Source organism: Streptomyces sp. V4I2 (assembly GCF_030817655.1).
Lineage (GTDB): Bacteria > Actinomycetota > Actinomycetes > Streptomycetales > Streptomycetaceae > Streptomyces > Streptomyces plumbiresistens.
In genome coordinates, this window is sequence record NZ_JAUSZM010000003.1 from 2,554,372 (window position 1) to 2,578,375 (window position 24,004).

The 24,004-nt window shown below is 70.8% G+C and carries 25 protein-coding genes; 10 read left to right on the plus strand and 15 right to left on the minus strand.

Annotated elements, in window-relative coordinates; all coding sequences use genetic code 11:
* Positions 1-64: 64 nt before the first annotated feature.
* Entirely contained in the window at positions 65-1,024 is a 960-nt protein-coding gene (locus tag QFZ76_RS12660; protein ID WP_266442014.1) for an SPFH domain-containing protein, read from the minus strand.
* Here QFZ76_RS12660 and QFZ76_RS12665 point away from each other — a divergent pair.
* Positions 975-1,103, plus strand: a complete 129-nt coding sequence (locus QFZ76_RS12665; protein WP_307680385.1) for a hypothetical protein — start codon at positions 975-977, stop codon at positions 1,101-1,103. The two genes, QFZ76_RS12660 and QFZ76_RS12665, sit on opposite strands and share 50 nt — an antisense overlap.
* Before the next feature lie 62 nt (positions 1,104-1,165).
* On the opposite strand, the gene QFZ76_RS12670 is transcribed toward QFZ76_RS12665, so the two are convergent.
* A complete protein-coding gene (locus tag QFZ76_RS12670; RefSeq protein WP_307673807.1) occupies positions 1,166-1,597 on the minus strand; it encodes an NfeD family protein in 432 nt (143 codons plus the stop codon).
* 84 nt (positions 1,598-1,681) lie between these two features.
* Positions 1,682-2,479, minus strand: a complete 798-nt coding sequence (locus QFZ76_RS12675; protein WP_053755163.1) for an ABC transporter ATP-binding protein — start codon at positions 2,477-2,479, stop codon at positions 1,682-1,684.
* Between the two features lie 151 nt (positions 2,480-2,630).
* Here QFZ76_RS12675 and QFZ76_RS12680 point away from each other — a divergent pair, with 151 nt between their 5' ends.
* Positions 2,631-3,419: a hypothetical protein gene (locus QFZ76_RS12680; RefSeq protein ID WP_266442006.1), complete on the plus strand. Its 789-nt coding sequence runs from the start codon at positions 2,631-2,633 to the stop codon at positions 3,417-3,419.
* 108 nt (positions 3,420-3,527) lie between these two features.
* On the opposite strand, the gene QFZ76_RS12685 is transcribed toward QFZ76_RS12680, so the two are convergent.
* The 4 genes from QFZ76_RS12685 to QFZ76_RS12700 form a co-directional block, all read right to left on the minus strand.
* Positions 3,528-3,767, minus strand: a complete 240-nt coding sequence (locus QFZ76_RS12685; RefSeq protein WP_307673808.1) for a chaplin — start codon at positions 3,765-3,767, stop codon at positions 3,528-3,530.
* A gap of 188 nt (positions 3,768-3,955) precedes the next feature.
* A complete protein-coding gene (chpE, locus tag QFZ76_RS12690) occupies positions 3,956-4,198 on the minus strand; it encodes a chaplin ChpE (protein ID WP_307673809.1) in 243 nt (80 codons plus the stop codon).
* A 157-nt stretch (positions 4,199-4,355) separates the two neighbouring features.
* Positions 4,356-4,997, minus strand: a complete 642-nt coding sequence (locus QFZ76_RS12695; RefSeq protein WP_307673810.1) for a response regulator transcription factor — start codon at positions 4,995-4,997, stop codon at positions 4,356-4,358.
* The gene (locus tag QFZ76_RS12700) at positions 4,990-6,135 is read right to left on the minus strand and encodes a GAF domain-containing sensor histidine kinase (RefSeq protein ID WP_307673811.1); all 1,146 of its coding nucleotides are present in this window, start codon (positions 6,133-6,135) and stop codon (positions 4,990-4,992) included. The genes QFZ76_RS12695 and QFZ76_RS12700 overlap by 8 nt, the downstream gene beginning before the upstream one ends.
* 185 nt (positions 6,136-6,320) lie before the next feature.
* Here QFZ76_RS12700 and QFZ76_RS12705 point away from each other — a divergent pair, with 185 nt between their 5' ends.
* The 3 genes from QFZ76_RS12705 (at position 6,321) to QFZ76_RS12715 (ending at position 9,217) form a co-directional block, all read left to right on the plus strand.
* Entirely contained in the window at positions 6,321-7,016 is a 696-nt protein-coding gene (locus QFZ76_RS12705; protein ID WP_307673812.1) for an SDR family oxidoreductase, read from the plus strand.
* Entirely contained in the window at positions 7,013-8,149 is a 1,137-nt protein-coding gene (locus QFZ76_RS12710; protein ID WP_307673813.1) for an S-adenosylmethionine:tRNA ribosyltransferase-isomerase, read from the plus strand. The genes QFZ76_RS12705 and QFZ76_RS12710 overlap by 4 nt, the downstream gene beginning before the upstream one ends.
* A gap of 297 nt (positions 8,150-8,446) precedes the next feature.
* Positions 8,447-9,217, plus strand: a complete 771-nt coding sequence (locus QFZ76_RS12715; protein ID WP_307673814.1) for a transglycosylase SLT domain-containing protein — start codon at positions 8,447-8,449, stop codon at positions 9,215-9,217.
* 75 nt (positions 9,218-9,292) lie between these two features.
* Here QFZ76_RS12715 and QFZ76_RS12720 read toward each other — a convergent pair whose 3' ends face one another.
* Positions 9,293-11,809, minus strand: coding sequence for an FHA domain-containing protein (locus tag QFZ76_RS12720; RefSeq protein WP_307673815.1), 2,517 nt, complete (start codon positions 11,807-11,809; stop codon positions 9,293-9,295).
* 240 nt (positions 11,810-12,049) lie between these two features.
* Between QFZ76_RS12720 and QFZ76_RS12725 the strand changes: the two genes are divergently transcribed.
* Together QFZ76_RS12725 and serB are read left to right on the plus strand one after the other, a co-directional pair.
* A complete protein-coding gene (locus QFZ76_RS12725) occupies positions 12,050-14,041 on the plus strand; it encodes a streptophobe family protein (RefSeq protein ID WP_373464290.1) in 1,992 nt (663 codons plus the stop codon).
* Between the two features lie 144 nt (positions 14,042-14,185).
* Positions 14,186-15,400, plus strand: a complete 1,215-nt coding sequence (gene serB, locus QFZ76_RS12730; RefSeq protein ID WP_307673817.1) for a phosphoserine phosphatase SerB — start codon at positions 14,186-14,188, stop codon at positions 15,398-15,400.
* A gap of 72 nt (positions 15,401-15,472) precedes the next feature.
* Here serB and QFZ76_RS12735 read toward each other — a convergent pair whose 3' ends face one another.
* The 4 genes from QFZ76_RS12735 to QFZ76_RS12750 all read right to left on the minus strand — a co-directional run bounded on the left by QFZ76_RS12735 (position 15,473) and on the right by QFZ76_RS12750 (position 17,972).
* Entirely contained in the window at positions 15,473-15,991 is a 519-nt protein-coding gene (locus QFZ76_RS12735; RefSeq protein WP_307673818.1) for a histidine phosphatase family protein, read from the minus strand.
* A gap of 65 nt (positions 15,992-16,056) precedes the next feature.
* A complete protein-coding gene (locus QFZ76_RS12740; protein WP_307673819.1) occupies positions 16,057-16,263 on the minus strand; it encodes a hypothetical protein in 207 nt (68 codons plus the stop codon).
* A gap of 220 nt (positions 16,264-16,483) precedes the next feature.
* Positions 16,484-16,600, minus strand: coding sequence for an SGM_5486 family transporter-associated protein (locus QFZ76_RS12745; protein WP_086023195.1), 117 nt, complete (start codon positions 16,598-16,600; stop codon positions 16,484-16,486).
* Positions 16,601-16,667: 67 nt separating this feature from the next.
* Positions 16,668-17,972, minus strand: a complete 1,305-nt coding sequence (locus QFZ76_RS12750; protein WP_307673820.1) for a CynX/NimT family MFS transporter — start codon at positions 17,970-17,972, stop codon at positions 16,668-16,670.
* Between the two features lie 70 nt (positions 17,973-18,042).
* Here QFZ76_RS12750 and QFZ76_RS12755 point away from each other — a divergent pair, with 70 nt between their 5' ends.
* Positions 18,043-18,735: a FadR/GntR family transcriptional regulator gene (locus tag QFZ76_RS12755; protein ID WP_307673821.1), complete on the plus strand. Its 693-nt coding sequence runs from the start codon at positions 18,043-18,045 to the stop codon at positions 18,733-18,735.
* Here QFZ76_RS12755 and QFZ76_RS12760 read toward each other — a convergent pair.
* From QFZ76_RS12760 to fabG, 3 genes are all read right to left on the minus strand, one after another.
* Complete coding sequence (locus QFZ76_RS12760; protein WP_307673822.1) at positions 18,713-19,063, minus strand: hypothetical protein; 351 nt, start codon at positions 19,061-19,063, stop codon at positions 18,713-18,715. The genes QFZ76_RS12755 and QFZ76_RS12760 overlap by 23 nt on opposite strands.
* Positions 19,064-19,242: 179 nt before the next feature.
* Complete coding sequence (fabI, locus tag QFZ76_RS12765; RefSeq protein WP_307673823.1) at positions 19,243-20,010, minus strand: enoyl-ACP reductase FabI; 768 nt, start codon at positions 20,008-20,010, stop codon at positions 19,243-19,245.
* A gap of 5 nt (positions 20,011-20,015) precedes the next feature.
* Positions 20,016-20,720, minus strand: coding sequence for a 3-oxoacyl-[acyl-carrier-protein] reductase (gene fabG, locus QFZ76_RS12770; RefSeq protein ID WP_307673824.1), 705 nt, complete (start codon positions 20,718-20,720; stop codon positions 20,016-20,018).
* 240 nt (positions 20,721-20,960) lie between these two features.
* On the opposite strand from fabG, the gene QFZ76_RS12775 reads away from it, so the two are divergent.
* Both QFZ76_RS12775 and QFZ76_RS12780 read left to right on the plus strand, forming a co-directional pair.
* A complete protein-coding gene (locus QFZ76_RS12775; protein ID WP_307673825.1) occupies positions 20,961-22,484 on the plus strand; it encodes a TldD/PmbA family protein in 1,524 nt (507 codons plus the stop codon).
* Between the two features lie 82 nt (positions 22,485-22,566).
* Positions 22,567-23,961: a metallopeptidase TldD-related protein gene (locus QFZ76_RS12780; protein WP_307673826.1), complete on the plus strand. Its 1,395-nt coding sequence runs from the start codon at positions 22,567-22,569 to the stop codon at positions 23,959-23,961.
* Positions 23,962-24,004 lie beyond the last annotated feature (43 nt).

The following is a 24,004-nucleotide window of genomic DNA, read 5'->3' on the forward strand; positions in this document are numbered from 1 at the left end:
ACCCTTTCGTAGATATGGGGCCCACCTCCGTCGGGAGGTGGGCCCCAGTCTCGTACGACAGTTGTCAGTCGATCGAAGGCTTCTCGCGGCGCTCCGTACCCGAGCCGCCGCCGTTGCCGGAGTTGCCTCCGCCGCCCGAATCGCCGCCGAAGGGGCCGAAGTTACCCATGGCGCCGGACAGGCCCTTGAGGGCGTCGCCGATTTCACTGGGGACGATCCAGAGCTTGTTGGCGTCGCCCTCGGCGATCTTCGGGAGCATCTGGAGGTACTGGTAGGAGAGGAGCTTCTGGTCCGCGTCGCCGGCGTGGATCGCCTCGAAGACCGTACGGACGGCCTGGGCCTCGCCCTCGGCGCGCAGGGCTGCGGCCTTGGCCTCGCCTTCGGCGCGCAGGATCTGGGACTGCTTCTCACCTTCGGCGGTGAGGATGGCGGCCTGGCGCGTACCTTCGGCGGTGAGGATCGCGGCGCGCTTGTCACGGTCGGCGCGCATCTGCTTCTCCATCGAGTCCTGGATGGAGGTCGGGGGCTCGATGGCCTTCAGTTCCACGCGGTTGACGCGGATGCCCCACTTGCCGGTGGCCTCGTCGAGGACGCCGCGCAGGGCCGCGTTGATCTCCTCGCGGGAGGTCAGGGTCCGCTCCAGGTCCATGCCGCCGATGATGTTGCGCAGCGTGGTGACGGTGAGCTGCTCGATCGCCTGGATGTAGCTGGCGACTTCGTAGGTCGCGGCCCGGGCGTCGGTCACCTGGTAGTAGATGACGGTGTCGATGTTGACGACCAGGTTGTCCTGGGTGATCACCGGCTGGGGCGGGAACGGCACGACCTGTTCACGCAGGTCGATGCGGTTGCGGATGGTGTCGATGAACGGGACGACGATGTTGAGTCCCGCGTTGAGCGTCCGCGTGTAGCGGCCGAAGCGCTCCACGATGGCGGCGCTCGCCTGCGGGATGACCTGGATCGTCTTGATGAGGGCGATGAAGACCAACACCACCAAGATGATCAAGACGATGATGACCGGTTCCATCGTGCTCCCCGTGCCCTTCTCTGCCTCGGCGCTTTCGGAAGATCTTATGTCTGTTGAAGATCTTGCTGGTCGAGTGTGACAGACCGTCGTGTGCCTCGTGGGGCGTTCGGTTCAGTTACGTCATGCCTGCGTCCTGCGAGGTCACATGACGATCGCCGTCGCGCCCTCGATCTCCACGACGTCCACTTCCTCGCCCACTTCGTAGGCGCGGTCGGTGGCGAGGGAGCGGGCGGACCAGACCTCCCCGGCGAGCTTGATGCGACCGCCGGCGCCGTCGACGCGCTCCAGCACTACGGCCTGTCTCCCCTTCAACGCGTCCACGCCGGTGGCCAGTTGGGGTCGCTGTGTGCGGTGCCGGGCGGCGATGGGCCGTACGACGGCGATCAGGGCGACCGATACGGCGGCGAAGACGAGTACTTGGACGGTGACGCCCCCGCCGACTCCGGCGGTGACCGCCGCTGCGGCGGCGCCCACGGCGAGCATGCCGAACTCCGGCATCGCGGTCACCACGAGCGGGATTCCGAGCGCTACCGCGCCGACGAGCCACCACACCCATGCGTCGATGTCGTTCACATGGTCATGGTAGGTCCGGGACCCCTGCCACCGACAGGGCGCCGGAGCGTCGGAACACCCTTATTACCCGGGGAGTTCGGAGGATCAGGCCATCGGGAGGCCCTGAGCGGTCCAGCGCTCGCCGACCTGTTCGACGACGAGCGGGAGGCCGAAGCAGAGCGAGAGGTTGCGGGAGGTGAGTTCGAGCTCCAGCGGTCCGGCAGCGAGGACCTTTCCCTGGCGGATCATGAGGACGTGGGTGAAGCCGGGGGCGATCTCCTCGACATGGTGGGTGACCATGAGCATCGAGGGGGCGATCGGGTCGCGCGCGAGGCGGCCGAGACGGCGTACGAGGTCCTCGCGGCCGCCGAGGTCGAGGCCGGCGGCGGGCTCGTCGAGGAGCAGCAGCTCGGGGTCGGTCATCAGGGCGCGGGCGATGAGGGTGCGCTTGCGCTCGCCCTCGGAGAGCGTGCCGAACTTGCGCTCCAGGTAGTCGCTCATGCCGAGGCGGTCGAGGAAGGCGCGGGCGCGCTGCTCGTCGATCTCCTCGTACTCTTCCTGCCAGCCGGCGGTCATGCCGTACGCGGCGGTCAGCACGGTCTGCAGGACGGTCTGGCGCTTGGGCAGCTTGTCGGCCATGGCGATGCCGGCCATGCCGATGCGCGGGCGCAGCTCGAAAACGTCGGTGCCGGGAGTGCCCAGGGTCTCGCCGAGGATCGTGGCGGTGCCCTTGCTGGGGTAGAGGTAGCTGGACGCGACGTTCAGGAGGGTGGTCTTGCCGGCGCCGTTCGGGCCGAGGATGACCCAGCGCTCGCCCTCCTTCACCGACCAGGAGACCTGGTCCACCAGAGCCCGGCCCTCGCGGACCACGGATACGTCCTGAAGCTCCAGAACATCGCTCATGAGCGCGTTGTCTCCCCTTGCAGTGTGGCCGGTCTCGGCTGTCGCGTTCGCCTGTGGCGCGGTCCGCCGCGCCGGTGGGCGCAGCCCTCGAAGAAATCTACGCCACCGGTCGCCCGCTCCATTCCATCGGTCCGGTCCTTAGGGTGGAGGCATGCTTTCGGAACCACGATCTGGACGCCTTGCCGCTTGGGGAAATGCCCTGTTGGCCGGACTTGTCTCACCGGACGACTCCGTACTCGCCATTGTCGGCGAGGACGCGGTGCACCGGGTGGAGGGGCTGCCGGGTGAGTCGGCGCCCGTCGGTCTCACGCTGGCGCTGGGGCGGCTGCGGTCGCTCGGCGTGACAGGGCTGCGGGTCGCGCTGCCCGCGCCCGGGCATCCGCTGGGGCTGAGCGGACCGCCGGATTTCAACGCGCGGGCGTTGGAGGCCGAGGAGGCGGTGATCTGTTACGGCGCCGCGCTCGGGTTGGTGCCGGAGGTGTACGCGGCCGGGCCCGACGGCGATGTCCATGTCGAGGTCGTGTGGCACTGCCTGGCCGTGCGGGAGGCGCCGCCTGCCGATGTGCCGTCGCTCGGGGAGGCCGAGCGGGAGCTGGCGGAGGCGCTGCGGGATGCGACCGAGGTGCTGACGCGGCTGGATGTGGCCGGGTCGGGGCCGGTGGCCGAGGCTGCGATCAGTGCGTATCGGGCGCGGGCCGAGCGGGGCCGGGAGGTGCTGGCGCCGGGGTATCCGCCGCGGGCGGTGCGGGTGCTGGAGCTGGCGCAGCGGGTGGGGTTGCTGGTTGATCTGGCGTACGAGAACGGTCCCGGGGGTGCGGTGAGCGCGTCCGAGATGGCGGCGCGGGGGGTTGCGCTGCGGCCGGTGGAGCGGACGGCCCGGCGGGCGACCGTGGCGGCGTACAACGCGTACGTGGAGGAGCGGGAGCGCGGGGTGCGGTGAGAGTCGGTCATCCTGGTGCCGGGGGTGGGTCGCGCAGCCCGGCGGCGGCATGCGAAAAGCCCCGCGTGTCGTCGTCGACTCCTGGGGCTCCTCGACGGCCGGGGGACGTCAGTCGTTCACGCCCTGGTTGCCGAAGGCCGGGTTCAGCAGAGCGATGAGGTGGGCGGTGTTGCCGACCACGTTGACCGGGATGTGGACCGGGACCTGGACGACGTTGCCCGAGAGGACACCCGGCGACTTCACGGCCGCGGCATCGGCACCCGCGTCGGCGACAGCGGCGCCGGCCGAGGCGCCGGCGGCGATGCCGGCGACGATGATGGCCACAGCGGCCTTCTTGGCGATGTTCATGAGAAGCGTTCCTCCTGCGTTTGCAGGTCCGACCCGGCCGCGGGTCGTGCGCTGATCAACGCGGGAGAGATCCGAACGGCGCGGGAACGCAAGGCATACGGCCCGTTCGGATCATTCGGACGAAAAGCGACCGGCCTCCCGGGGAAACCCCCGGGAGGCCGAAGTCATGACCTGCTCGGCGACTGGCGTCAGTGGTTGACGCCCTGGTTGCCGAAGGCGGGGTTCAGCACACCGATGACGTTCACGCTGTTGCCGACCGCGTTCACCGGGACGTGCACCGGGGCCTGAACGAGGTTGCCCGAGACGACGCCCGGCGAGCCCGCGGCCTGGCCGTCGGCGTGCGCGTCGGTGGCGGAGGCCATGCCGGCACCGGCGGCGATCAGTCCGCCGGCCACCATCGTCACGGCCGCTGCCTTCTTCAGGTTCTTCACTTCTGAGCCCTCCCTAGCGATTGCCGCGGCAGTCGCCGCAGCACGCACTGGAGAACGGCGGAGATCCGCAAAGGATGCGCCATCCGGGGGACATTCCCACGACGGTATGAATCTCAGCTCGGAGCGGAACGCTCCGTATTGCCATCTGAACAGAATTTCAGCCGGTCACACCATGGCGTACGGCCCACAGGGCGGCCTGTGTGCGGTCCGCCAGGTCGAGCTTCATCAGGATGTTGGAGACGTGCGTCTTGACGGTCTTCTCGGAGAGCACCAGTGCGCGGGCGATCTCCCGGTTGGAGCGGCCGTCCGCTATCAGCCCGAGTACCTCGCGCTCCCGCTCGGTGAGCGAACCGCCTCTTCCCTGGCCGGAGTTGTTCTCGTCCTGGGACAACAGCGCGCCCGCGACCTCGGGTTGGAGCAGGATGTGTCCGGCGTGGACGGAGCGGATCGCGCCGGCCAGGGCTTCGGGGTCGACGTCCTTGTAGACATACCCCGCGGCGCCCGCGCGCAGGGCCGGGACGACCGTGCGCTGTTCGGTGAAGCTGGTGACGATCAGCACGCGCGCGGGGTTGTTCAGTTCGCGGAGCTTGCGCAGCGCGTCGACGCCGTCCATGCCCGGCATCTTGACGTCCATGAGGACGACGTCGGGTTTCAGCTCCTCGGCGCGGGCCACGCCTTCGGCGCCGTCGGCCGCCTCACCCACGACCTCGATGTCGTCCTGCACTTCGAGGAACGTGCGCAGGCCCCGGCGGACCACTTGGTGGTCGTCGACGAGCAGCACCTTGATTGCGTCAGCCACCGGGGACCTCCAGCTCGATCGTCGCGCCCTTGCCGGGCGCCGATTCCACGGTCAGTGCGCCGCCGACCCCACTCGCCCGGTCCCGCATGGAGACCAGGCCCAGGTGGCGTCCCGCACGGCGTATCCCCTGCGGGTCGAAGCCGCCGCCGTCGTCCGTCACCCGCAGGACGGCTCCGCCGCCGCGCCGGTCCAGGGTCACGTCGACGTGCTCGGCGCCGGAGTGCCGCAGGGCATTGTGCAGGGCCTCCTGGGCGACGCGCAGCACGGCCTCCTCCTGGGTGGCGGGCAGGGCGCGCACACCGCGGCCGGCGAAGGTCACGCGCGCGGCGTGGGCGCGGTCCAGGACCTGGATGTGGGTGCGGAGGGTCGCGACCAGACCGTCCTCGTCCAGTGCCGCGGGGCGCAGCTCGACGACCGCCGCGCGCAGTTCGTCGGCGGCCTCCGCGGCGAGCACGGCCACCTGGTGCAGCTCGCCCTTGGCGCGGGACGGGTCCCGGTCGACCAGGGCGGCGGCCGCCTGGGCGGTCAGGCGCAGGGAGAACAGTTTCTGGCTGACCGCGTCGTGCAGTTCGTGGGCGAGCCGGGAGCGCTCCTCGGCGATCGTGAGCTCGCGGCTGCGTTCGTACAGGCGGGCGTTGGTGAGGGCGATCGCGGCGTGCTGGGCGAGGATCGACAGGAGTTCCTCGTCCTCCTCGGTGAAGCCGCAACTGCCTTCTGGCTTCGGGCAGTTCTTGTTGGCGAGGAACAGTGCGCCGATGACCTCGTCGCCGTCGCGGATCGGCAGGCCCAGGAAGTCGGACATGTCGGGGTGGGCGGACGGCCAGCCCTCGAAGCGGGGGTCCTTTCGCACGTCGGCGAGGCGCTCGGGCTTGGCCTCGCGCAGCATCGCGGCGAGGATGCCGTGCTGGCGCGGGAGGGGCCCGATGGCCTTCCACTGGGCGTCGCTGACGCCGTCGACCACGAACTGGGCGAAGCCGCCGTGGTCGTCGGGTACTCCCAGGGCGGCGTACTGCGCGTCGAGCAGCTCGCGGGCCGAGGCGACGATCGTCTTGAGGACGTCGCGCACCTCGAGGTGCCTGCTCATGGCCAGCAGCGCGGAACTCACCGCGGCGAGGCCGGACCGGGGGCCTTGACTCATGTCCTCACGGTACCGGCGGGGTGTGACAGTCCGTATCCGACCTGTGGTGGCCGCTTCCTAGGCCGGGAGACCTAGGGCGAAGGGCCTCGCGGCTTGCGGCCCGCGTCCGAGGCGGCGACCGCGGCCCGGTTCCTACGTTGGGGTCACGCCGATCAGGAGGCGTCGAGGACGAGGGGACGTGTGTCATGCCGGTAGCGATCATCACGGGGGCCTCGAAGGGACTGGGGCGGGCGCTGGCCGACGCGCTGGCCGCCCGGGGCTGGGATCTGGTGCTCGACGCCAGAGGCGCCGAGGCCCTCACGGAGGCGGCGCAGGCCGTCTCCAGGCACGGGACGCGGGTGACCGCCCTGCCCGGGGACGTCACGGACGCCGGGCACCGGAGCGAGCTGGTGGCGGCCGCGTGGAAGTTCGGCGGGGTCGACCTGCTGGTGAACAACGCGAGCGCGCTGGGCGCCGAGCCGCTGGTACGGCTGGAGAAGCTGCCCCTGGAGGGGCTACGGCGGGCACTGGAGGTCAACGTGGTGGCCGCGCTGGGGCTCGTCCAGGAGGCGCTGCCGCTGTTGCGGGCCTCCGAGGCGGGAACGGTGATCGGGGTCAGCTCGGACGCGGCCGCCGAGGCGTACGAGACGTGGGGCGGCTACGGGGCGTCCAAGGCGGCCCTGGACCATCTCGCGGCGGTGCTGAGCGAGGAGGAACCCGGACTGCGGGTCTGGGCGGTCGACCCCGGCGACATGGCGACGGGCCTGTACGCGGCCGCCGTACCGGAGGACAGGGATCCGCGGCCGGAGCCGGCCGGTGTGGTGCCGGCGTTTCTGCGGCTGCTGGACGAGCGGCCCGTGAGCGGGCGCTACGGGGCCCCCGCTCTGCTGGAGGAGCGATGACGCTGGCGGTACATGTCCCGGAGGAGCTGTCGGCGCGAGTGCCGGCAGAGCAGCGTGGGCCGGGGCTCGACCGGGATGCCGTACGGCTGCTCGTGTCGCGGGGCAGCGAGGTGTCGCACCACGCGTTCGTGGAGCTGCCCCGGCTGCTGCGGGCCGGGGACCTGCTCGTCGTGAACACCTCGGCCACGCTGGCCGCCGCCGTCGACGGGCGGATCGGGCACGCGCGCGTGGTGGTGCACTTCTCCACCCGCGGGGACGACGGGCGGTGGGCGGTCGAGCTGCGGGATCCCGACGAGAAGGGCACCACGCGCCCGCGTAAAACAGGCTGGGCGCGAAGCGCTCCTTGGAAGGGTGGTGGCGGGCGACGGGCGGGCGGACCGGCGGGGACGGAGGTGCGGTTGCCCGGGGATGGGCGGCTGGTTATCGAGGAGCCGGTGAGCGCGCACAGTGAGCGGTTGTGGTGGGCGCGGGTGGCGGGGGCGGAGATCCTCGGTCTGCTGCGGGAGCGCGGGCGGCCCATTCGTTACTCCTATACGGAGCGGGACCAGCCGTTGTCCGTGTACCAGACGGTGTTCGCGCTGCCGTCGCCCGACGGTGCGGGCAGTGCGGAGATGCCGAGTGCGGCGCGGCCCTTCACCGCGCGGCTGGTGGCGGAGCTGGTGAGCCGGGGGGTGCAGTTCGCGCCGGTCACGCTGCACACCGGGGTGGCTTCGGCGGAGGCGCACGAGCCGCCGTACCCGGAACGGTTCGCGGTGCCCGAGGCCTCGGCGCGGCTGATCAACGCGGTGAAGGCGGGGGACGGCAGGGTCGTGGCCGTGGGGACGACCGCCGTGCGGGCCGTGGAGTCGGCCGCCGGGCCCGACGGGGTCGTACGCGCGCGTGCGGGGTGGACCGATCTCGTGGTGACTCCGGAGCGCGGGGTGCGGGTGGTGGACGGACTGCTGACGGGGCTGCACGAGCCCGAGGCGTCGCATCTGCTGATGCTGGAGGCGGTCGCGGGGCGGGCGGCGATCGACCGCGGTTACGAGGAGGCGCTGCGGGGGCGGTACCTGTGGCACGAGTTCGGGGACGTGCACCTCGTCCTTCCGGAGGAGAGGCCTCACGCAGAGCATTGCGTCAGCAACTGTTGGTGAGACCGCCGCGCCGCCGATGTGAGCCCGCACATAGGGCGCAGATCACGTACTAGGTGAAATAGGAGACAAAGGCCTCCGGCGTGAACGGGGCAGACGTTCTGGTCTGTCCCGTTTTGCCCTCCCCTGATCCACTACCCGGCTTCGTACGTCACACCTTTGCCTGGGCATTTTGCGGCCGCTAAGAATGGCACCCGTCGCTCAGCGCCGTGGGTTCCGCCCGCGGCGTTTGTGCCGGAAGCACCCCGGTCCGACACCGGACGCTGAGCGACCTCCGCGCTATTCGAAGAGGTCCACCGCATGCCCCTGAACATCAAGTCTCGTAGTCGTGCCCTGACCCGTACGCACCGCATCGCGATCGCCGGTACCGCCGCGCTCGGCGCTGCCGCCATCGTGTTCACGACGGTTCCCGGCGGGCAGACGACCACCTCCGAGGCCGCCGCCGCCCCGGCGCGCGTGGCCTACAGCTCCGAGCAGCTCAACGGCCTGCAGTCGGGTGTCACCGAGCAGCTCGGCGGCGACAGCCTGCAGGGCAAGGCCACCGCGGCGAAGGAGAAGGCCGCGGCGGAAGCCGAGGCCAAGGCGAAGGCCGACGCCGCAGCCAAGAAGAAGGCCGCCGAGGCCGCCGCGAAGAAGAAGGCCGCGGAAGCCGCCGCGAAGAAGAAGGCCGAGCAGGCGCGCAAGGCGAAGGAGGCCGCCAGCCGGTCCGCCAAGCGCGCCGCGGTCAAGGCCGCCGCCGCGAAGACGTACCCCAACAACCTCGACGGCTGGATCAAGGAGTCCCTGGACATCATGAAGTCCAAGGGCATCCCGGGCTCGTACAACGGCCTGCACCGCAACATTCTCCGGGAGTCCTCGGGCAACCCGAAGGCGATCAACAACTGGGACATCAACGCCATCAACGGCATCCCGTCGAAGGGGCTGCTGCAGGTCATCCCGCCGACCTTCCAGGCGTACCACGTCCCGGGCACGTCCTGGAACATCTACGACCCGGTCGCCAACATCACCGCCGCGGCCAACTACGCGGCCGACAAGTACGGCTCGATGGACAACGTCAACGGCGCGTACTGAGGCCGCGCGGACCTCTCCTACGCCGAAGGGCGGCACCCGGTCGGGGTGCCGCCCTTCACCGTCGTACGACAGTGATCACTTGCGCATGACCTCGGGCTCGTGGCGGCGCAGGAAGCGGGCCACGAAGAAGCCGCAGATCACTCCGAGGATGATCAGGGCGGCCATGTCCATGCCCCAGGCGCCGACCGTGTGCTCCCACAGCGGGTCGATGTCGCCGCCCTCCTTGGGCGGGCTGATCTTGTTGAAGTCCAGCGTGGCGCCCGCGGCGGCGACCGCCCAGCGGGACGGCATCAGGTACGAGAACTCGTTGACGCCGACGGCGCCGTTCAGGGTGAACAGGCAGCCGGTGAACACGACCTGGATGATCGCGAACATGACCAGCAGCGGCATGGTCTTCTCGGCCGTCTTCACCAGGGACGAGATGACCAGGCCGAACATCATCGAGGCGAAGCCCAGCGCCATGATCGGGATGGAGAGTTCGATCATGGTGGAGCTGCCGAGGATCAGGCCCTGCTCGGGGATCTCCCGGCTGGCGAACCCGATGACGCCGACCAGCAGGCCCTGGAACACGGTGATCACGCCGAGCACGAACACCTTGGACATCAGGTACGCGGAGCGGGACAGGCCGGTGGCGCGCTCCCGCTCGTAGATGACCCGTTCCTTGATCAGCTCACGCACGGAGTTCGCGGCACCCGCGAAGCAGGCACCGACCGCGAGGATCAAGAGGACCGTGGTGGCGGTGCCGTTCGGGATGATCCGGCCGGTCTTCGGGTTGGCCGGGTTGGGCAGCAGGCTGTTGCCGGAGTCGATGAGCAGGCTCACCGCGCCCAGGACGGCCGGCAGGATCACCATCAGCGCCAGGAAGCCCTTGTCGGAGGCGATCACCGACGTATAGCGGCGCACGAGGGTGACGAACTGGGACATCCAGCCCTGGGGCTTCGGCGGCTTCATCGCCTGCATCGGCGGCATCTGTACGGACTGTGGGGCGACGGCGTCGATGTCCGCGGCGTACATCTGGTAGTGCTGCGAGCCCCTCCAGCGGCCCGCCCAGTCGTAGTCGCGGTAGTTCTCGAAGGCGGAGAAGACGTCGGCCCAGGTGTCGTAGCCGAAGAAGTTCAGCGCCTCCTCCGGCGGACCGAAGTAGGCGACCGCGCCGCCCGGGGCCATCACCAGGAGCTTGTCGCAGATCGCCAGCTCGGCCACGGAGTGCGTGACGACGAGGACCGTACGGCCGTCGTCGGCGAGGCCGCGCAGCAGCTGCATGACATCGCGGTCCATGCCCGGGTCGAGGCCGGAGGTCGGCTCGTCCAGGAAGATCAGCGACGGCTTGGTGAGCAGCTCCAGGGCCACGGAGACGCGCTTGCGCTGGCCGCCGGAGAGGGAGGTGACCTTCTTCTCCTTGTGGATGTCCAGCTTGAGCTCGCGCAGCACCTCGTCGATGCGCTGGTCGCGCTCCTGTGTGCTGGTGTCCGCGGGGAAGCGCAGCTTGGCCGCGTACTTGAGGGCCTTCTTGACGGTCAGTTCCTTGTGCAGGATGTCGTCCTGCGGGACCAGACCGATGCGCTGGCGCAGCTCGGCGAACTGCTTGTACAGGTTCCGGTTGTCGTAGAGGACGTCGCCCTGGTTGGCGGGCCGGTAGCCCGTCAGCGCCTTGAGCAGGGTCGACTTGCCGGAGCCGGACGGGCCGATGACCGCGATCAGCGACTTCTCCGGGACGCCGAAGGAGACGTCCTTCAGGATCTGCTTGCCGCCGTCGACCGTGACGGTCAGGTGGCGGGCAGAGAAGGAGACCTCACCGGTGTCGACGAACTCCTCGAGGCGGTCGCCGACCAGGCGGAACGTGGAGTGGCCGACGCCGACGATGTCGTTCGGGCCCAGCAGTTGCGTGCCGCCCTTGGTGATGGGCTGGCCGTTGACGTACGTGCCGTTGTGCGAGCCCAGGTCGCGGATCTCGTAGCGGCCGTCGGGTGTGGCGTGGAACTCCGCGTGGTTGCGGGAGACCTGGAGGTCGGAGACCACCAGGTCGTTCTCCAGGGCGCGGCCGATGCGCATGACGCGGCCGAGCGAGAACTGGTGGAACGTGGTCGGGCTGCGGTCGCCGTAGACCGGCGGCGCCCCCGCGCCACCACCGGGGCCCTGCTGCTGCGGGATCTGCGGCGCGGCCTGCTGCGGCTGCTGCCAGCCGGCCTGCGGGGCCTGCTGCTGCGGTGCCTGTGGTGCCGCCGCCCAGCCGGGATTCGCGCCCTGCGCCGCGTACGGCTGCTGCTGGGGCTGGGCCTGCGGCGACGCCACGGCGGCGGCGGATCCGGAGACGCTGAGCAGCGGACCGTCGGTCGCGTTGCCCAGGTGCACGGCCGAGCCCGGGCCGATCTCCAGCTGATGGATCCGCTGCCCCTGCACGAACGTGCCGTTGGTGCTGCCGTGGTCTTCGATGACCCAACTGCGGCCGCTCCAGCTGATCGTGGCGTGACGCCAGGAGACCCTGGCGTCGTCGAGCACCACGTCCCCCTGCGGATCACGGCCGAGGGTGTATGGCCTGGACGGGTCGAGCGTCCAGGTCCGTCCATTCAATTCCAGTACGAGTTCCGGCACTCCATGCCCCACTGAGTAGTCCCCCGAGTTACCCCCAACACAGGGAGTCTAGGGATGTCGAACATCGTCGGGAACTATTTCAGGCTCGGCCCCCTGACCGAAAGTCGGGCCTAGTGAAGACGGCGCACGCCCGCTTCGGCCGTTTCCGTTGACGGGGTTGAAACCGGACCGGAGAGTGGTAATCCACGCGAGGGGGACATGCGCGGCGACTCGGCCGCGCCGCGGATCGGGGGGTCTGCCATGAGTGCGTCCATGAGCGTCGAGACCACGAAGCCGGGCGCGAGGCTGCCCTGGGGAGACATCCTGCTGTCCGCGATCGCCGCCGTGAGCTGGGCATTGATCGGGATGGCGGGCACGGCGGCGCTCGGGCTGCACCTGCTCGAAGCCGATACGGCGGGCTCGCTCGGGCCCATGACCGCGGCGGTGGTGGCTCTTGGGGCGGGTGGTTCCGTCACACCGTCCGGCGACGTGTCCGCGTTCGGCCTGACGGGCGCGGAGGCGGCGACCGCCATCGAGATCACGCCACTGGGCGTGAGCCTGGTCGGAGCACTGCTGTTGTCGTGGTTCTTCCTAAGGTCCTTGCGCGGGGCGGGAGTTGTGATCGCGCCCGCCGAACTCCTCGCTCGCGCGGGGGCGGTGGTCGCACTGTTCGTGGCGATGCTGGGCGGGCTGGCCTGGGCGGGACACGATGTCATCACGATCGACGGAAGCGCACTGGGACTCGACGACCTGCCGGGCGGTGGCGGGGGCGGCATCGAGATCCCCGGGGTGGGCGACGTCGGGGACATCGGAGGGCTGCTTCCCGACCAGATCGGCGACCTCGTCGACGCGCAGGCGGCGGTCGGCTTCACCGTCGACACCGCGCCGACCCTGCTCGGCGGGCTCGGCTGGTCGGCCGGGATCCTGCTGATCGCCCTGCTGGCGTCCCGTCGTACTCCCCTGCCGCGCGGCTGGGAGAGCGTGCACCGAGTCGTACGGCCGGCCGCGTCCGCCCTGGTCACGGTTCTGCTGGTGGCGGTGGCGGCGGGGTTCGCGGCGGCGGCGTACGCGGCGATCGGCGACGACCATCCGAAGCGGATCGCGGGGGCGGCGCTGCTGGGGGCGCCGAACGGTGTGTGGCTGGGCATCCCGATCGGCCTGTTCGTGCCGTTCGACGGCCGGGCGACGGGGGTGCTGACGAATTTCCTGCCGGCTCCCATGGACGAGCTGCTGAACTCCGGGTCCGACCAGTCCGTGACCCTGGGGCGGCTGGCGGACCTCGACGGGCGGGTGTGGCTGCTGGGGGTCGCGGCGGCGCTGATGATGCTGCTGGCGGGGGTGCTGACGGCGGTGCGGACGCCGGTGACCGCCGGGGGTGGCGGCGGTTCCGCGGTCGTACGGGATCCGGGCGTACAGGCTGCGGGCGTACGGGATCCAGGCGTACGGGATCCAGGCGTACGGGATCCAGGCGTACGGGATCAGGGTGCCCTCGGTTTCGCCGGGCGGTGTGCGCTGCGGCTGGGCATCGCCACGGCGCTGACCCTGCCGTTGCTCGCCTGGCTGACGGGGGTGTCCGTGGACGCCTCGCTGTCCGTGCTCGGCTTCGACGCGTTCGGCGCGGGAATCAACCTGAGCGGAAATCTCGGCATGGCGTTGCTCCTCGGTGCCCTGTGGGGTGCCGGTGTGGGGGCCGCCGGTGCGCTGCTCGCCCGGGCGACCGGGGCGGCGGGGCGACAGGCCGCGCCGCTGGCACTGGGTGACGGCCGGTGGCGGGACGTGGCCGGGGATGCCGGGCCTTCAGCGACGGTCGCGGGTGCTGGGCGTGCCCCGTACGCGGGGCAGCCGACGGGGCCGTCCGCGGGTGAGACCCGTGATCCTCATGAGGAACAGCGACGGGATCCCTACGCGGGCGAGTCGGGGCGCGAGTCCGGGCCGTACGTCCCCAGCTCGTCCTACCGGCCGCCGAACCCGGCGACCAATCCATATCTGCGAATGCCCGACGCCTTACAGGAACCGGAGGACGCGCGGCCGCCCGACGAGCCGCGCCGGCCGGACGGTCCGCGCTCGCCCGGCGACGACGTGTACGGCGCGCCCACGGTGGCCCGGCCGATCGGGCCACCGCCGCGGTCGCCCCGGAAGCCGCCGCCCGGGGAGCGGCCGTCGTCCGCTTCGGGCGAGCGGCCACCGCCGCCACCGCCTCCCCCGCCTCCCCCGCCTCCCCCGCCTCCTGGGAGGCCGAAGGGGCGCCGGTGACCCAACGCGGCGGCAGGGCCGTGTGCAGCGAAGACGTGGCCGGCGCGTAAGGTCGGCGCCACCGGCCCGACACCCAGTGTTCCGTGTCCGTCAGGCGGACCTCGGGCGCGGAAGGCACTGCGTGCCGGATACGGTGGGAACACCATGAGCGCTTCGCAGACCTCGACCTCTGACGTCCCCACCCTTCTCGTCAAGATCTTCGGGAAGGACAAGCCGGGCATCACGGCCGGACTCTTCGACACCCTCGCCGCCTACTCCGTCGACGTGGTCGACATCGAGCAGGTCGTCACCCGTGGCCGGATGGTGCTGTGCGCGCTCGTGACCGCGCCGCCCAGCGGGCTGGAGGGGGATCTGCGGGCGACCGTCCACAGCTGGGCGGAGTCGATCAAGATGCAGGCCGAGATCATCTCGGGCCTCGGCGACAACCGTCCGCGCGGGCTGGGGCGCTCCCTGGTCACCGTGCTCGGGCATCCGCTCACCGCGGAGGCGACGGCGGCGGTCGCCGCGAAGATCACCAAGGTCGGCGGCAACATCGACCGCATCTTCCGGCTCGCCAAGTATCCGGTGACCGCGGTCGAGTTCGCGGTGTCCGGCGTGGAGACCGCGCCGCTGCGCACCGCCCTGGTGACCGACGCGGCGGCGCTCGGCGTCGATGTCGCGGTCGTCGCGGCCGGACTGCACCGCCGTGCCCAGCGCCTGATCGTCATGGACGTGGATTCGACGCTGATCCAGGACGAGGTGATCGAGCTCTTCGCCGCGCACGCCGGCTGCGAGGACGAGGTCGCCGAGGTGACGGCGGCCGCGATGCGCGGCGAGCTGGACTTCGAGCAGTCGCTGCACGCGCGTGTGGCGCTCCTGGAGGGGCTGGACGCCTCGGTGGTGGACAAGGTGCGCAGCGAGGTCCGGCTGACCCCGGGCGCGCGCACGCTGATCCGTACGCTGAAGCGTCTCGGCTACCAAGTGGGCGTCGTCTCGGGCGGGTTCACGCAGGTCACGGACGATCTGCGGGAGCGGCTCGGGCTTGACTTCGCGCAGGCCAACACGCTGGAGATCGTCGACGGGAAGCTGACGGGCAGGGTCACCGGAGAGATCGTGGACCGGGCAGGCAAGGCGCGGCTGCTGCGCCGGTTCGCCGCGGAGGCGGGCGTACCGCTGGCGCAGACGGTGGCGATCGGCGACGGTGCCAATGACCTGGACATGCTCAACGCGGCCGGCCTGGGGGTGGCCTTCAACGCCAAGCCGATGGTGCGGGAGGCCGCGCACACCGCGGTGAACGTGCCGTTCCTCGACACGGTCCTGTACCTGCTGGGCGTCACCCGCGAAGAGGTCGAGGCCGCGGACATGCACGAGGAGATCTGAGCCCGTCCTCGCAAGCAGAGCGCCGAAGGGCCCGGAACCGTGCGGTGCCGGGCCCTTCGGCGCGAGAACGGCTCAGTCGGACGGCGCCCAGTAGTCGACCAGCGTGGCCGCGCCCGGCTCCAGGGACTTCCAGGAGCCGTCGAAGGACAGGACGGCGAAGGCGGCGGCCGGGAAGCCGCGGCCGCTCATCCGCTCTCGGGCGTCGCCCTCGGCCGCGCCGGCCAGGATGTCGGCGAGGCCCTGGATGCCCGGGTTGTGGCCGATGAGCAGGACATCCTGTGCGTCGTCGGGGGTCTCGTTGAGCAGGGCGATCAGCTCGCCGGGCGAGGCCTCGTAGATCCGCTCCTCGTAGACCGTTTTCGGCCGGTGCGGGAATTCATGGACGGCGAGCTTCCAGGTCTCGCGGGTCCGGGTCGCGGTGGAGCACAGGGCCAGGTCGAAGGCGAGGCCGGTGTCGGCCAGCTTGCGTCCGGCGACTGCGGCGTCCATGCGGCCCCGCTCAGCGAGCGGCCGCTCGTGGTCGGGCACCTGTGGCCAGTCGGCTTTCGCATGCCGGAAGAGGACGATCTTGCGGGGTTCTGCGACGCTCATGGGATCCAGCTTCGCATGAAACAGGCCATGGGGCGCGGGTAGTTGACCGGCGGCTCCGGCCGTGTTCAGCGCGCTATCAGCTGCTGTACTCGCTCGACGAGGTGAGGGACGGCGGGGTCGCCGGAGGCCGCGTGCGCGTTCGTCGGGTTCAGGATCAGCACCAGGAGCACGATGAACGCGAGCGTCGGCAGCGCGAGGGCCCACCAGGGCAGCCGGCTGTCGACGCCGCCGCGGGTCGCGGGGTGGGGCCGGGTGTGCGTAGGAGCCGACATGGGTGCCTCCGCCGTCTTCGAGTCGTCCGTGTCCGCCTCTCGCGGTCACATCTCGAAGCTACGGAATCTCCGGCCTTCAACCCATCCGGTGATCCACCCAGTTGACCCTGACACTCGCCCCCTAGGGGACAGGGGGGTTAGCCCCACCATCGGGCCCGCCGGACGGTCACGGGGGCACGATCACGAGGGCACGGTCACGGTCACGGTCACGGGGGCACGATCACGGCGAGGCGATCGTCGCGATGATGGCGATGATCACGAAGATGGCGAAGAACGAGCCGAAGACCAGGAGCATCTTCTTCTGGCCGTTCTGGGGGTTCGGATCGAGCACTGGCATACGGCAAGTCTCGCACCCGTCGGTCGCCACGACTCCTCCGGGGTGAGGCCGGGGCCCGCCCACCGGATCAGCGCGCCGCCTCGTCCTCCACCGTGCGGTCGCGCCCCGCCAGGACGCCCACCGCCATCTGCGGGATCATCAGGCCGGTCATGAGGGCGATCGGCAGCCCCCAGCCGCCGCTGTGCTGGTAGAGCACGCCGACCAGGAGCGGCCCGGGGATGGAGATGAGGTAGCCGGTGCTCTGCGCGAAGCCCGACAGTTGGGCGACGCCCGCGCCGGTCCTGGCCCGCATCCCGACCATGGTGAGGGCCAGCGGGAAGGCACAGTTGGAGACGCCGAGCAGGACGGCCCAGGCCCAGGCGCCGCCGGCCGGCGCGAAGTACAGGCCCGCGTAGCCGGCCAGGCCGCAGACACCGAGCGCGATCACGATCGGGCCCTGGTGCGACAACCGGGCGGCGACGCGCGGGATGACGAAGGCGAGCGGCACGCCCATCACCATCGTGACCGCGAGCAGCAGCCCCGCGGTACCCGCGGACACGCCCGCGTCCCGGAAGATCTGCGCCATCCAGCCCATGGTGATGTACGCGGCAGTGGCCTGGAGCCCGAAGAAGACGGCGAGCGCCCAGGCGGTACGGCTCCGGGTGATCCGCAGCGGGGCCGACGGCTCCCCGCGCGCGGGGGCCCGCTCGGCCGACGCGGTCCCCCCGTCCCGTACGAGCGGAATCCACGGGAGCACGGCGGCCGCCGCCAGGACCGCCCACACCGCGAGCCCGGACTGCCAGTCCCCGCCCAGCGCCCGCGTCACCGGCACGGTCACCGCCGCGGCGGCAGCGGTGCCGAGGGCGAGGGCCATCGAGTAGAGGCCGGTCATGGAACCGACCCGGTCGGGGAACCAGCGCTTGACGATGACCGGCATCAGGACGTTGCTGACCGCGATCCCCATGAGGGCGAGCGCACTGCCCGCCAGGAAGCCCGCCGTACCGCCCGCGTACGGCCGTATCAGCAGGCCCGCGGTGATGGCGACCATGCCCGCGCACACCACCGCGCCCGGCCCGAAGCGGCGGGCGAGCCTGGGGGCCATGACGCCGAAGACGGCGAAGCAGAGCGGGGGCACGGAGGTGAGCAGCCCGGCCACGCTGCCGCTCATGCCGAGGCCGTCGCGGACCTCTTCGAGGAGGGCGCCGAGGCTGGTGATGGCGGGGCGGAGGTTGACGGCGGACAGCACGATGCCGACGACGACCAGACGCGTCGCCCACGCGCGCGTGGCGGCCCCTGTGGGCGCATCGCCTGCCGGGGCGTCGGTCGCGGCCGGACCGCGTACGGTCGTGGACTTCCTCGTCCGGGTTTCCTCGCGGGCCATGAGGTCCATCATAGAATCATGGGATGATTGGTTGTCCATCCCCGGGTCGCCCGTTCCGGCCCCGCCCGTGCGAAGGTGTGCCATGCCCCTGAGCCATCCCCGCCGGTCGGCACTGTCCGAGCAGGTCATCACCGCTCTGCGCAACCAGATCACCTCGGGCGAGTGGCCGGTCGGCGCCCGGATCCCGACGGAGCCCGAGCTGGTCGAGCAGCTCGGCGTCGCCCGCAACACCGTCCGCGAGGCCGTCCGCGCGCTCGCGCACAACGGCCTGCTGGACATCCGGCAGGGCTCCGGCACGTACGTCGTGGCGACGAGCGAGCTGGCCGGCGTGATGCACCGCCGTTTCGCCGACGCGGACCCGCGGCACATCGCCGAGCTGCGTTCCACGCTGGAGTCGGCCGCCGCCAGGCTGGCCGCCGAGCGGCGCACGGAGAAGGACCTCAAGCAGCTGGACGCGCTCCTGGTGCGACGCGAGGAGGCGTGGGAGTCGGGCGACACGGAGGCGTTCGTGACGGCGGACGCGACCTTCCACCTGGCGGTGGTGGCCGCCTCGCACAACGACGTGATGACCGCGATGTACGCCGACCTGGGCGAGGTGCTGCGGGACTGGCTGCGCGAGGACGTCGGCGAGGAGCTGACTCCGGAGACGCACATGGACCACGCGCGGCTCGTCGACGCGATCCGGGCGGGTGATGCGGCGGCGGCCGCCCAGGAGGCCGCCAGCTATCCGTTCCTGTGCCGTCCTGGGCGGTTCAACGCCCCTGCCGGTGGCTGACCCACACCGAGCGGACCTCTTTCCAGCAGCGGCCGGTCAGGCGCACGGTCTGCGCGGGCCCGGCCTCGATTGGGGTGCCGTCGCTGTCGACGTCCCACCAGCGGACGCACTCGATGTGCAGGCTGACCCGGTCGGGCCGCGGATACGGGTTGTGGCAGTACGCGATCACATGGGAGCCGGTGACGCTGCTGCGGCACTCGGCCCCGAACGGCTCCGGTGCGGCGGCCTGCCGCACCTCCACGCGCGCGTGCGGCTTCGCGTCGTACGGATGGAACAGCACGAGACAGACGGCTACGGTCGCTGAGGCCAGGCTGCGGGACAGGCGCACAAGGGGACCTCCTCGGCCGTGCTGGGGAGGGGAGCGTGTGGTGAACGCGTAATCCAGAGTGCGCAGTTGTGGCCCCGGGCCGCCCGACCGGATAGGCCGAACGAGTGAAGGGTGTGGGCCCGCGTCCGGAAGGAACGCGGGCCCACACCCTTCACTTCAATGGAGCCACAGCGGCAGCGTCACGCACCGATGGCGTGCAGACCGCCGTCCACGTGGACGATCTCGCCCGTGGTCTTCGGGAACCAGTCGCTCAGCAGCGCGACGACGCCCTTGCCGGCCGGCTCCGGGTCCTTGAGGTCCCACTCCAGGGGCGAGCGGGTGTCCCACACGGAGGCCAGGTCGCTGAAGCCCGGGATGGACTTGGCGGCCATCGAGGCGATCGGGCCGGCGGAGATGAGGTTGCAGCGGATGTTCTGCTTGCCCAGGTCGCGTGCCATGTAGCGGCTGGTGGCCTCCAGGGCGGCCTTGGCCGGGCCCATCCAGTCGTACTGCGGCCAGGCGAACTGCGCGTCGAAGGTCAGGCCGACGACCGAGCCGCCGTTCTGCATCAGCGGCAGGCAGGCCATCGTCAGCGACTTCAGGGAGTACGCCGAGACGTGCATGGCGGTGGCCACGGACTCGAACGGGGTGTTGAGGAAGTTGCCGCCCATCGCGTCCTGGGGCGCGAAGCCGATGGAGTGGACGACGCCGTCGAGGCCGCCGAGCTCCTCGCCGACGAGGTCGGCCAGGCGGCCCAGGTGCTCCTCGTTCGTGACGTCGAGCTCCAGGACCTTGGTGGGCTTGGGAAGCTTCCTGGCGATGCGCTCGGTCAGCGTGGGCCGCGGGAACGCGGTCAGGATGATCTCCGCGCCCTGCTCCTGGGCCAGCTTCGCGGTGTGGAAGGCGATGGAGGACTCCATCAGCACACCGGTGATCAGGACGCGCTTGCCCTCGAGAATTCCGCTCATGGTGTTCAGTGACCCATTCCCAGTCCGCCGTCAACGGGGATGACGGCTCCAGTGATGTACGAGGCGTCGTCCGAGGCGAGGAACCGCACCGTCGCGGCGATCTCCTCGGGCTGCGCGTACCGCCCGAGCGGCACCTGCTTCACGATGACGTCACGCTGCTCGTCGGTGAGCACCTTGGTCATGTCGGTGTCGACGAAGCCGGGCGCCACCACGTTGAACGTGATGTTGCGCGAGCCCAGCTCACGGGCGAGCGAGCGCGCGAAGCCGACCAGAGCGGCCTTGGAGGCGGCGTAGTTCGCCTGGCCGGGGCCGCCGTACAGACCGACGACCGACGAGATCAGCACGACGCGGCCCTTCTTGGCGCGCAGCATGCCGCGGTTGGCGCGCTTGACTACCCGGAAGGTGCCCGTGAGGTTGGTGTCGATGACCGAGGTGAAGTCCTCCTCGGACATGCGCATCAGGAGCTGGTCCTTGGTGATGCCGGCGTTGGCGATCAGCACCTCGACCGGGCCGTGCTCGGCCTCGATCTCCTTGTAGGCCTGCTCCACCTGCTCGGTGTCGGTGATGTCGCACTTGACGGCCAAGAAACCGGCCGGCGGCTCGCCCGAGCGGTAGGTGATGGCAACCTTGTCGCCGGCGTCGGCGAATGCGCGGGCGATGGCGAGGCCGATGCCTCGGTTGCCTCCGGTGACGAGAACCGAGCGGCTCAACGGATCACCCTTTCGATAGCGGTCTGACACACCCGCCCGAACACCTGGATGACAGGCGGCTTCCTCGAAAACCTATCGGTCCCGGCCCGTGCGCGGACAATCGGGCATCCACAGTGGCTTACGGCACCGACTGTCGGGTCCCTACAGAAAGCTGCGGAACTCCGTCGGAAACGTATGGTCGGCGGCCCCGCCCGCGCGACATGATCGGAGCCGACAGGCCACGACAGCAGGGAGACCTCCGTGCCTCATACGATCGACGAAGCGTTCACGGCGCTTCCGCTACGCCCTTTGGCCGACGCCGCCCTGGCACGCGCGCGTGCGCTGGGCGCGGAGCACGCGGACTTCCGGTTCGAGCGGGTGCGCAGTGCGTCCTGGCGGCTTCGGGACGCGAAGCCCTCCGGGACCTCGGACACCACTGATCTCGGGTACGCGGTGCGGGTCGTGCACGGCGGGACGTGGGGGTTCGCCTCGGGGGTGGATCTGACGCTGGACGCCGCCGCCAAGGTCGCCTCTCAGGCGGTGCAGATGGCGAAACTGTCCGCCCAGGTGATCAAGGCGGCCGGGTCGGACGAGCGGGTCGAGCTCGCGGACGAGCCCGTGCACACCGAGAAGGAGTGGATCTCGTCGTACGAGATCGATCCGTTCGCCGTGCCCGACGAGGAGAAGTCGGCGCTGCTGGCGGAGTGGAGCGCGCGGCTGCTGGCGGCGGACGGCGTCAATCACGTGGACGCTTCGCTCCTCACCGTCCATGAGAACAAGTTCTACGCCGACACCGCCGGGACCGTGACGACGCAGCAGCGGGTTCGGCTGCACCCGCAGCTGACCGCCGTGTCCGTCGACGAGTCGAGCGGCGAGTTCGACTCCATGCGGACCATCGCGCCGCCCGTCGGGCGCGGCTGGGAGTACCTCACCGGCACTGGCTGGGACTGGGACGCGGAGCTGGCGCGGATCCCGGAGCTGCTCGCCGAGAAGATGCGGGCGCCCAGCGTCGAGTCGGGCGTCTACGACCTCGTCGTCGATCCCTCCAACCTGTGGCTGACCATCCACGAGTCCATCGGCCACGCCACCGAGCTGGACCGGGCGCTCGGCTACGAGGCCGCCTACGCCGGCACCTCCTTCGCCACCTTCGACCAGCTGGGCAGGCTCAGGTACGGCTCCGAGCTGATGAACGTCACCGGTGACCGCACCGCCGAGCACGGCCTGGCGACCGTCGGGTACGACGACGAGGGCGTCGCGGGACAGTCCTGGGACCTGGTGCGCAGCGGCACCCTGGTCGGCTACCAGCTGGACCGGCGGATCGCCCGGCTGACCGGCTTCGAGCGCTCCAACGGGTGCGCCTTCGCCGACTCCCCCGGGCACGTGCCCGTACAGCGCATGGCCAACGTGTCCTTGCAGCCGGACCCGGCCGGGATGTCGGCCGAGGACCTCATCGGGAGCGTGGACCGCGGGATCTACGTCGTCGGCGACCGCTCCTGGTCGATCGACATGCAGCGCTACAACTTCCAGTTCACCGGGCAGCGGTTCTTCAAGATCGAGAACGGGCGGATCACCGGACAGCTGCGGGACGTCGCGTATCAGGCGACGACCACCGACTTCTGGGGCTCGATGGCCGCGGTGGGCGGTCCGCAGACCTACGTCCTGGGCGGTGCCTTCAACTGCGGCAAGGCCCAGCCGGGCCAGGTCGCGGCGGTCTCGCACGGTTGCCCGTCGGCCCTCTTCAAGGGCGTCAACATTCTCAACACCACGCAGGAGGCCGGTCGATGAGCGTCAGGTCCGGAATCGGCTGGGGGTCCGGGGGTCGTCCCCCGGGACAGCACAGTCTCAACACCACGCAGGAGGCCGGTCGATGAGTCCTCGTACGAACAAGCCGCACGAGATCGTCGAGCGGGCTCTCGCGCTGTCCCGGGCCGACGGCTGCGTGGTCATCGCCGACGAGCAGTCGACCGCCAACCTGCGCTGGGCGGGCAACGCGCTCACCACGAACGGTGTCACCCGCGGCCGTACGCTCACCGTGATCGCGACCGTCGACGGCAAGGAGGGCACGGCCTCCGGTGTCGTCTCGCGGTCGGCCGTGACGCCGGACGAGCTGGAGCCCCTGGTGCGCGCCGCCGAGGCCGCCGCGCGCGGTGCCCAGCCCGCCGAGGACGCCCGGCCGCTGGTCAGCGGCGTGCCCGAGTCGCCCGACTTCACGGACGCGCCCGCCGAGACCTCCTCCGCCGTGTTCGCCGACTTCGCGCCGGCGCTCGGTGAGGCGTTCGCACGCGCGCGTGCCGGCGGACGCGAGTTGTACGGCTTCGCCAACCACGAGCTGGTCTCCAGCTACCTCGGTACGTCGACGGGACTGCGGCTGCGTCACGACCAGCCCAACGGGACGCTGGAGCTGAACGCCAAGTCGCCGGACCGTACCCGCTCGGCGTGGGCGGGCCGCTCCACCCGGGACTTCAAGGACGTCGACCCGGCGGCGCTGGACGCCGAGCTGGCCGTACGCCTCGGGTGGGCCGAGCGGCGGATCGCGCTGCCCGCCGGGCGGTACGAGACGCTGCTGCCGCCGACCGCCGTCGCGGACCTGCTGATCTACCAGATGTGGTCGGCGTCGGGCCGGGACGCGGCGGAGGGCCGCACGGTGTTCTCCAAGCCGGGCGGCGGCACCCGCGTGGGCGACAAGCTCACCGACCTGCCGCTGACCCTGCGCAGCGACCCGAACGCGCCGGGCCTGGAGTCGGCCCCCTTCGTGCTCGCGCACTCCTCCGGCGGCGACCAGTCGGTGTTCGACAACGGGCTGCCGCTGACCGCCACCGACTGGGTGCGCGAGGGCGAGCTGAGCAATCTGCTGACCAGCCGGCACAGCGCCGGGCTGACCGGGCTGCCGGTGGCGCCGGGCATCGACAACCTGATCCTGGACGGGGGCGAGGACCGCTCCCTGGAGGAGATGGTCGCGAACACCGAGCGCGGTCTGCTGCTGACCTGCCTCTGGTACATCCGCGAGGTCGACCCGGCCACGCTGCTGCTCACCGGTCTGACCCGGGACGGCGTCTATCTCGTCGAGAACGGCGAGGTGAGCGGCGAGGTCAACAACTTCCGGTTCAACGAGTCACCGGTCGACCTGCTGGGCCGGGCCGCCGAGGCCGGGCGCACCGAAAAGACGCTGCCGAGGGAGTGGAGCGACTGGTTCACTAGGGCAGCGATGCCGGCCCTGAGGGTGCCGGACTTCAATATGAGCTCTGTCAGTCAGGGCGTATAACCTCGTACCTGATGACGAGCGAACCCAAGGAGATACGAGAACC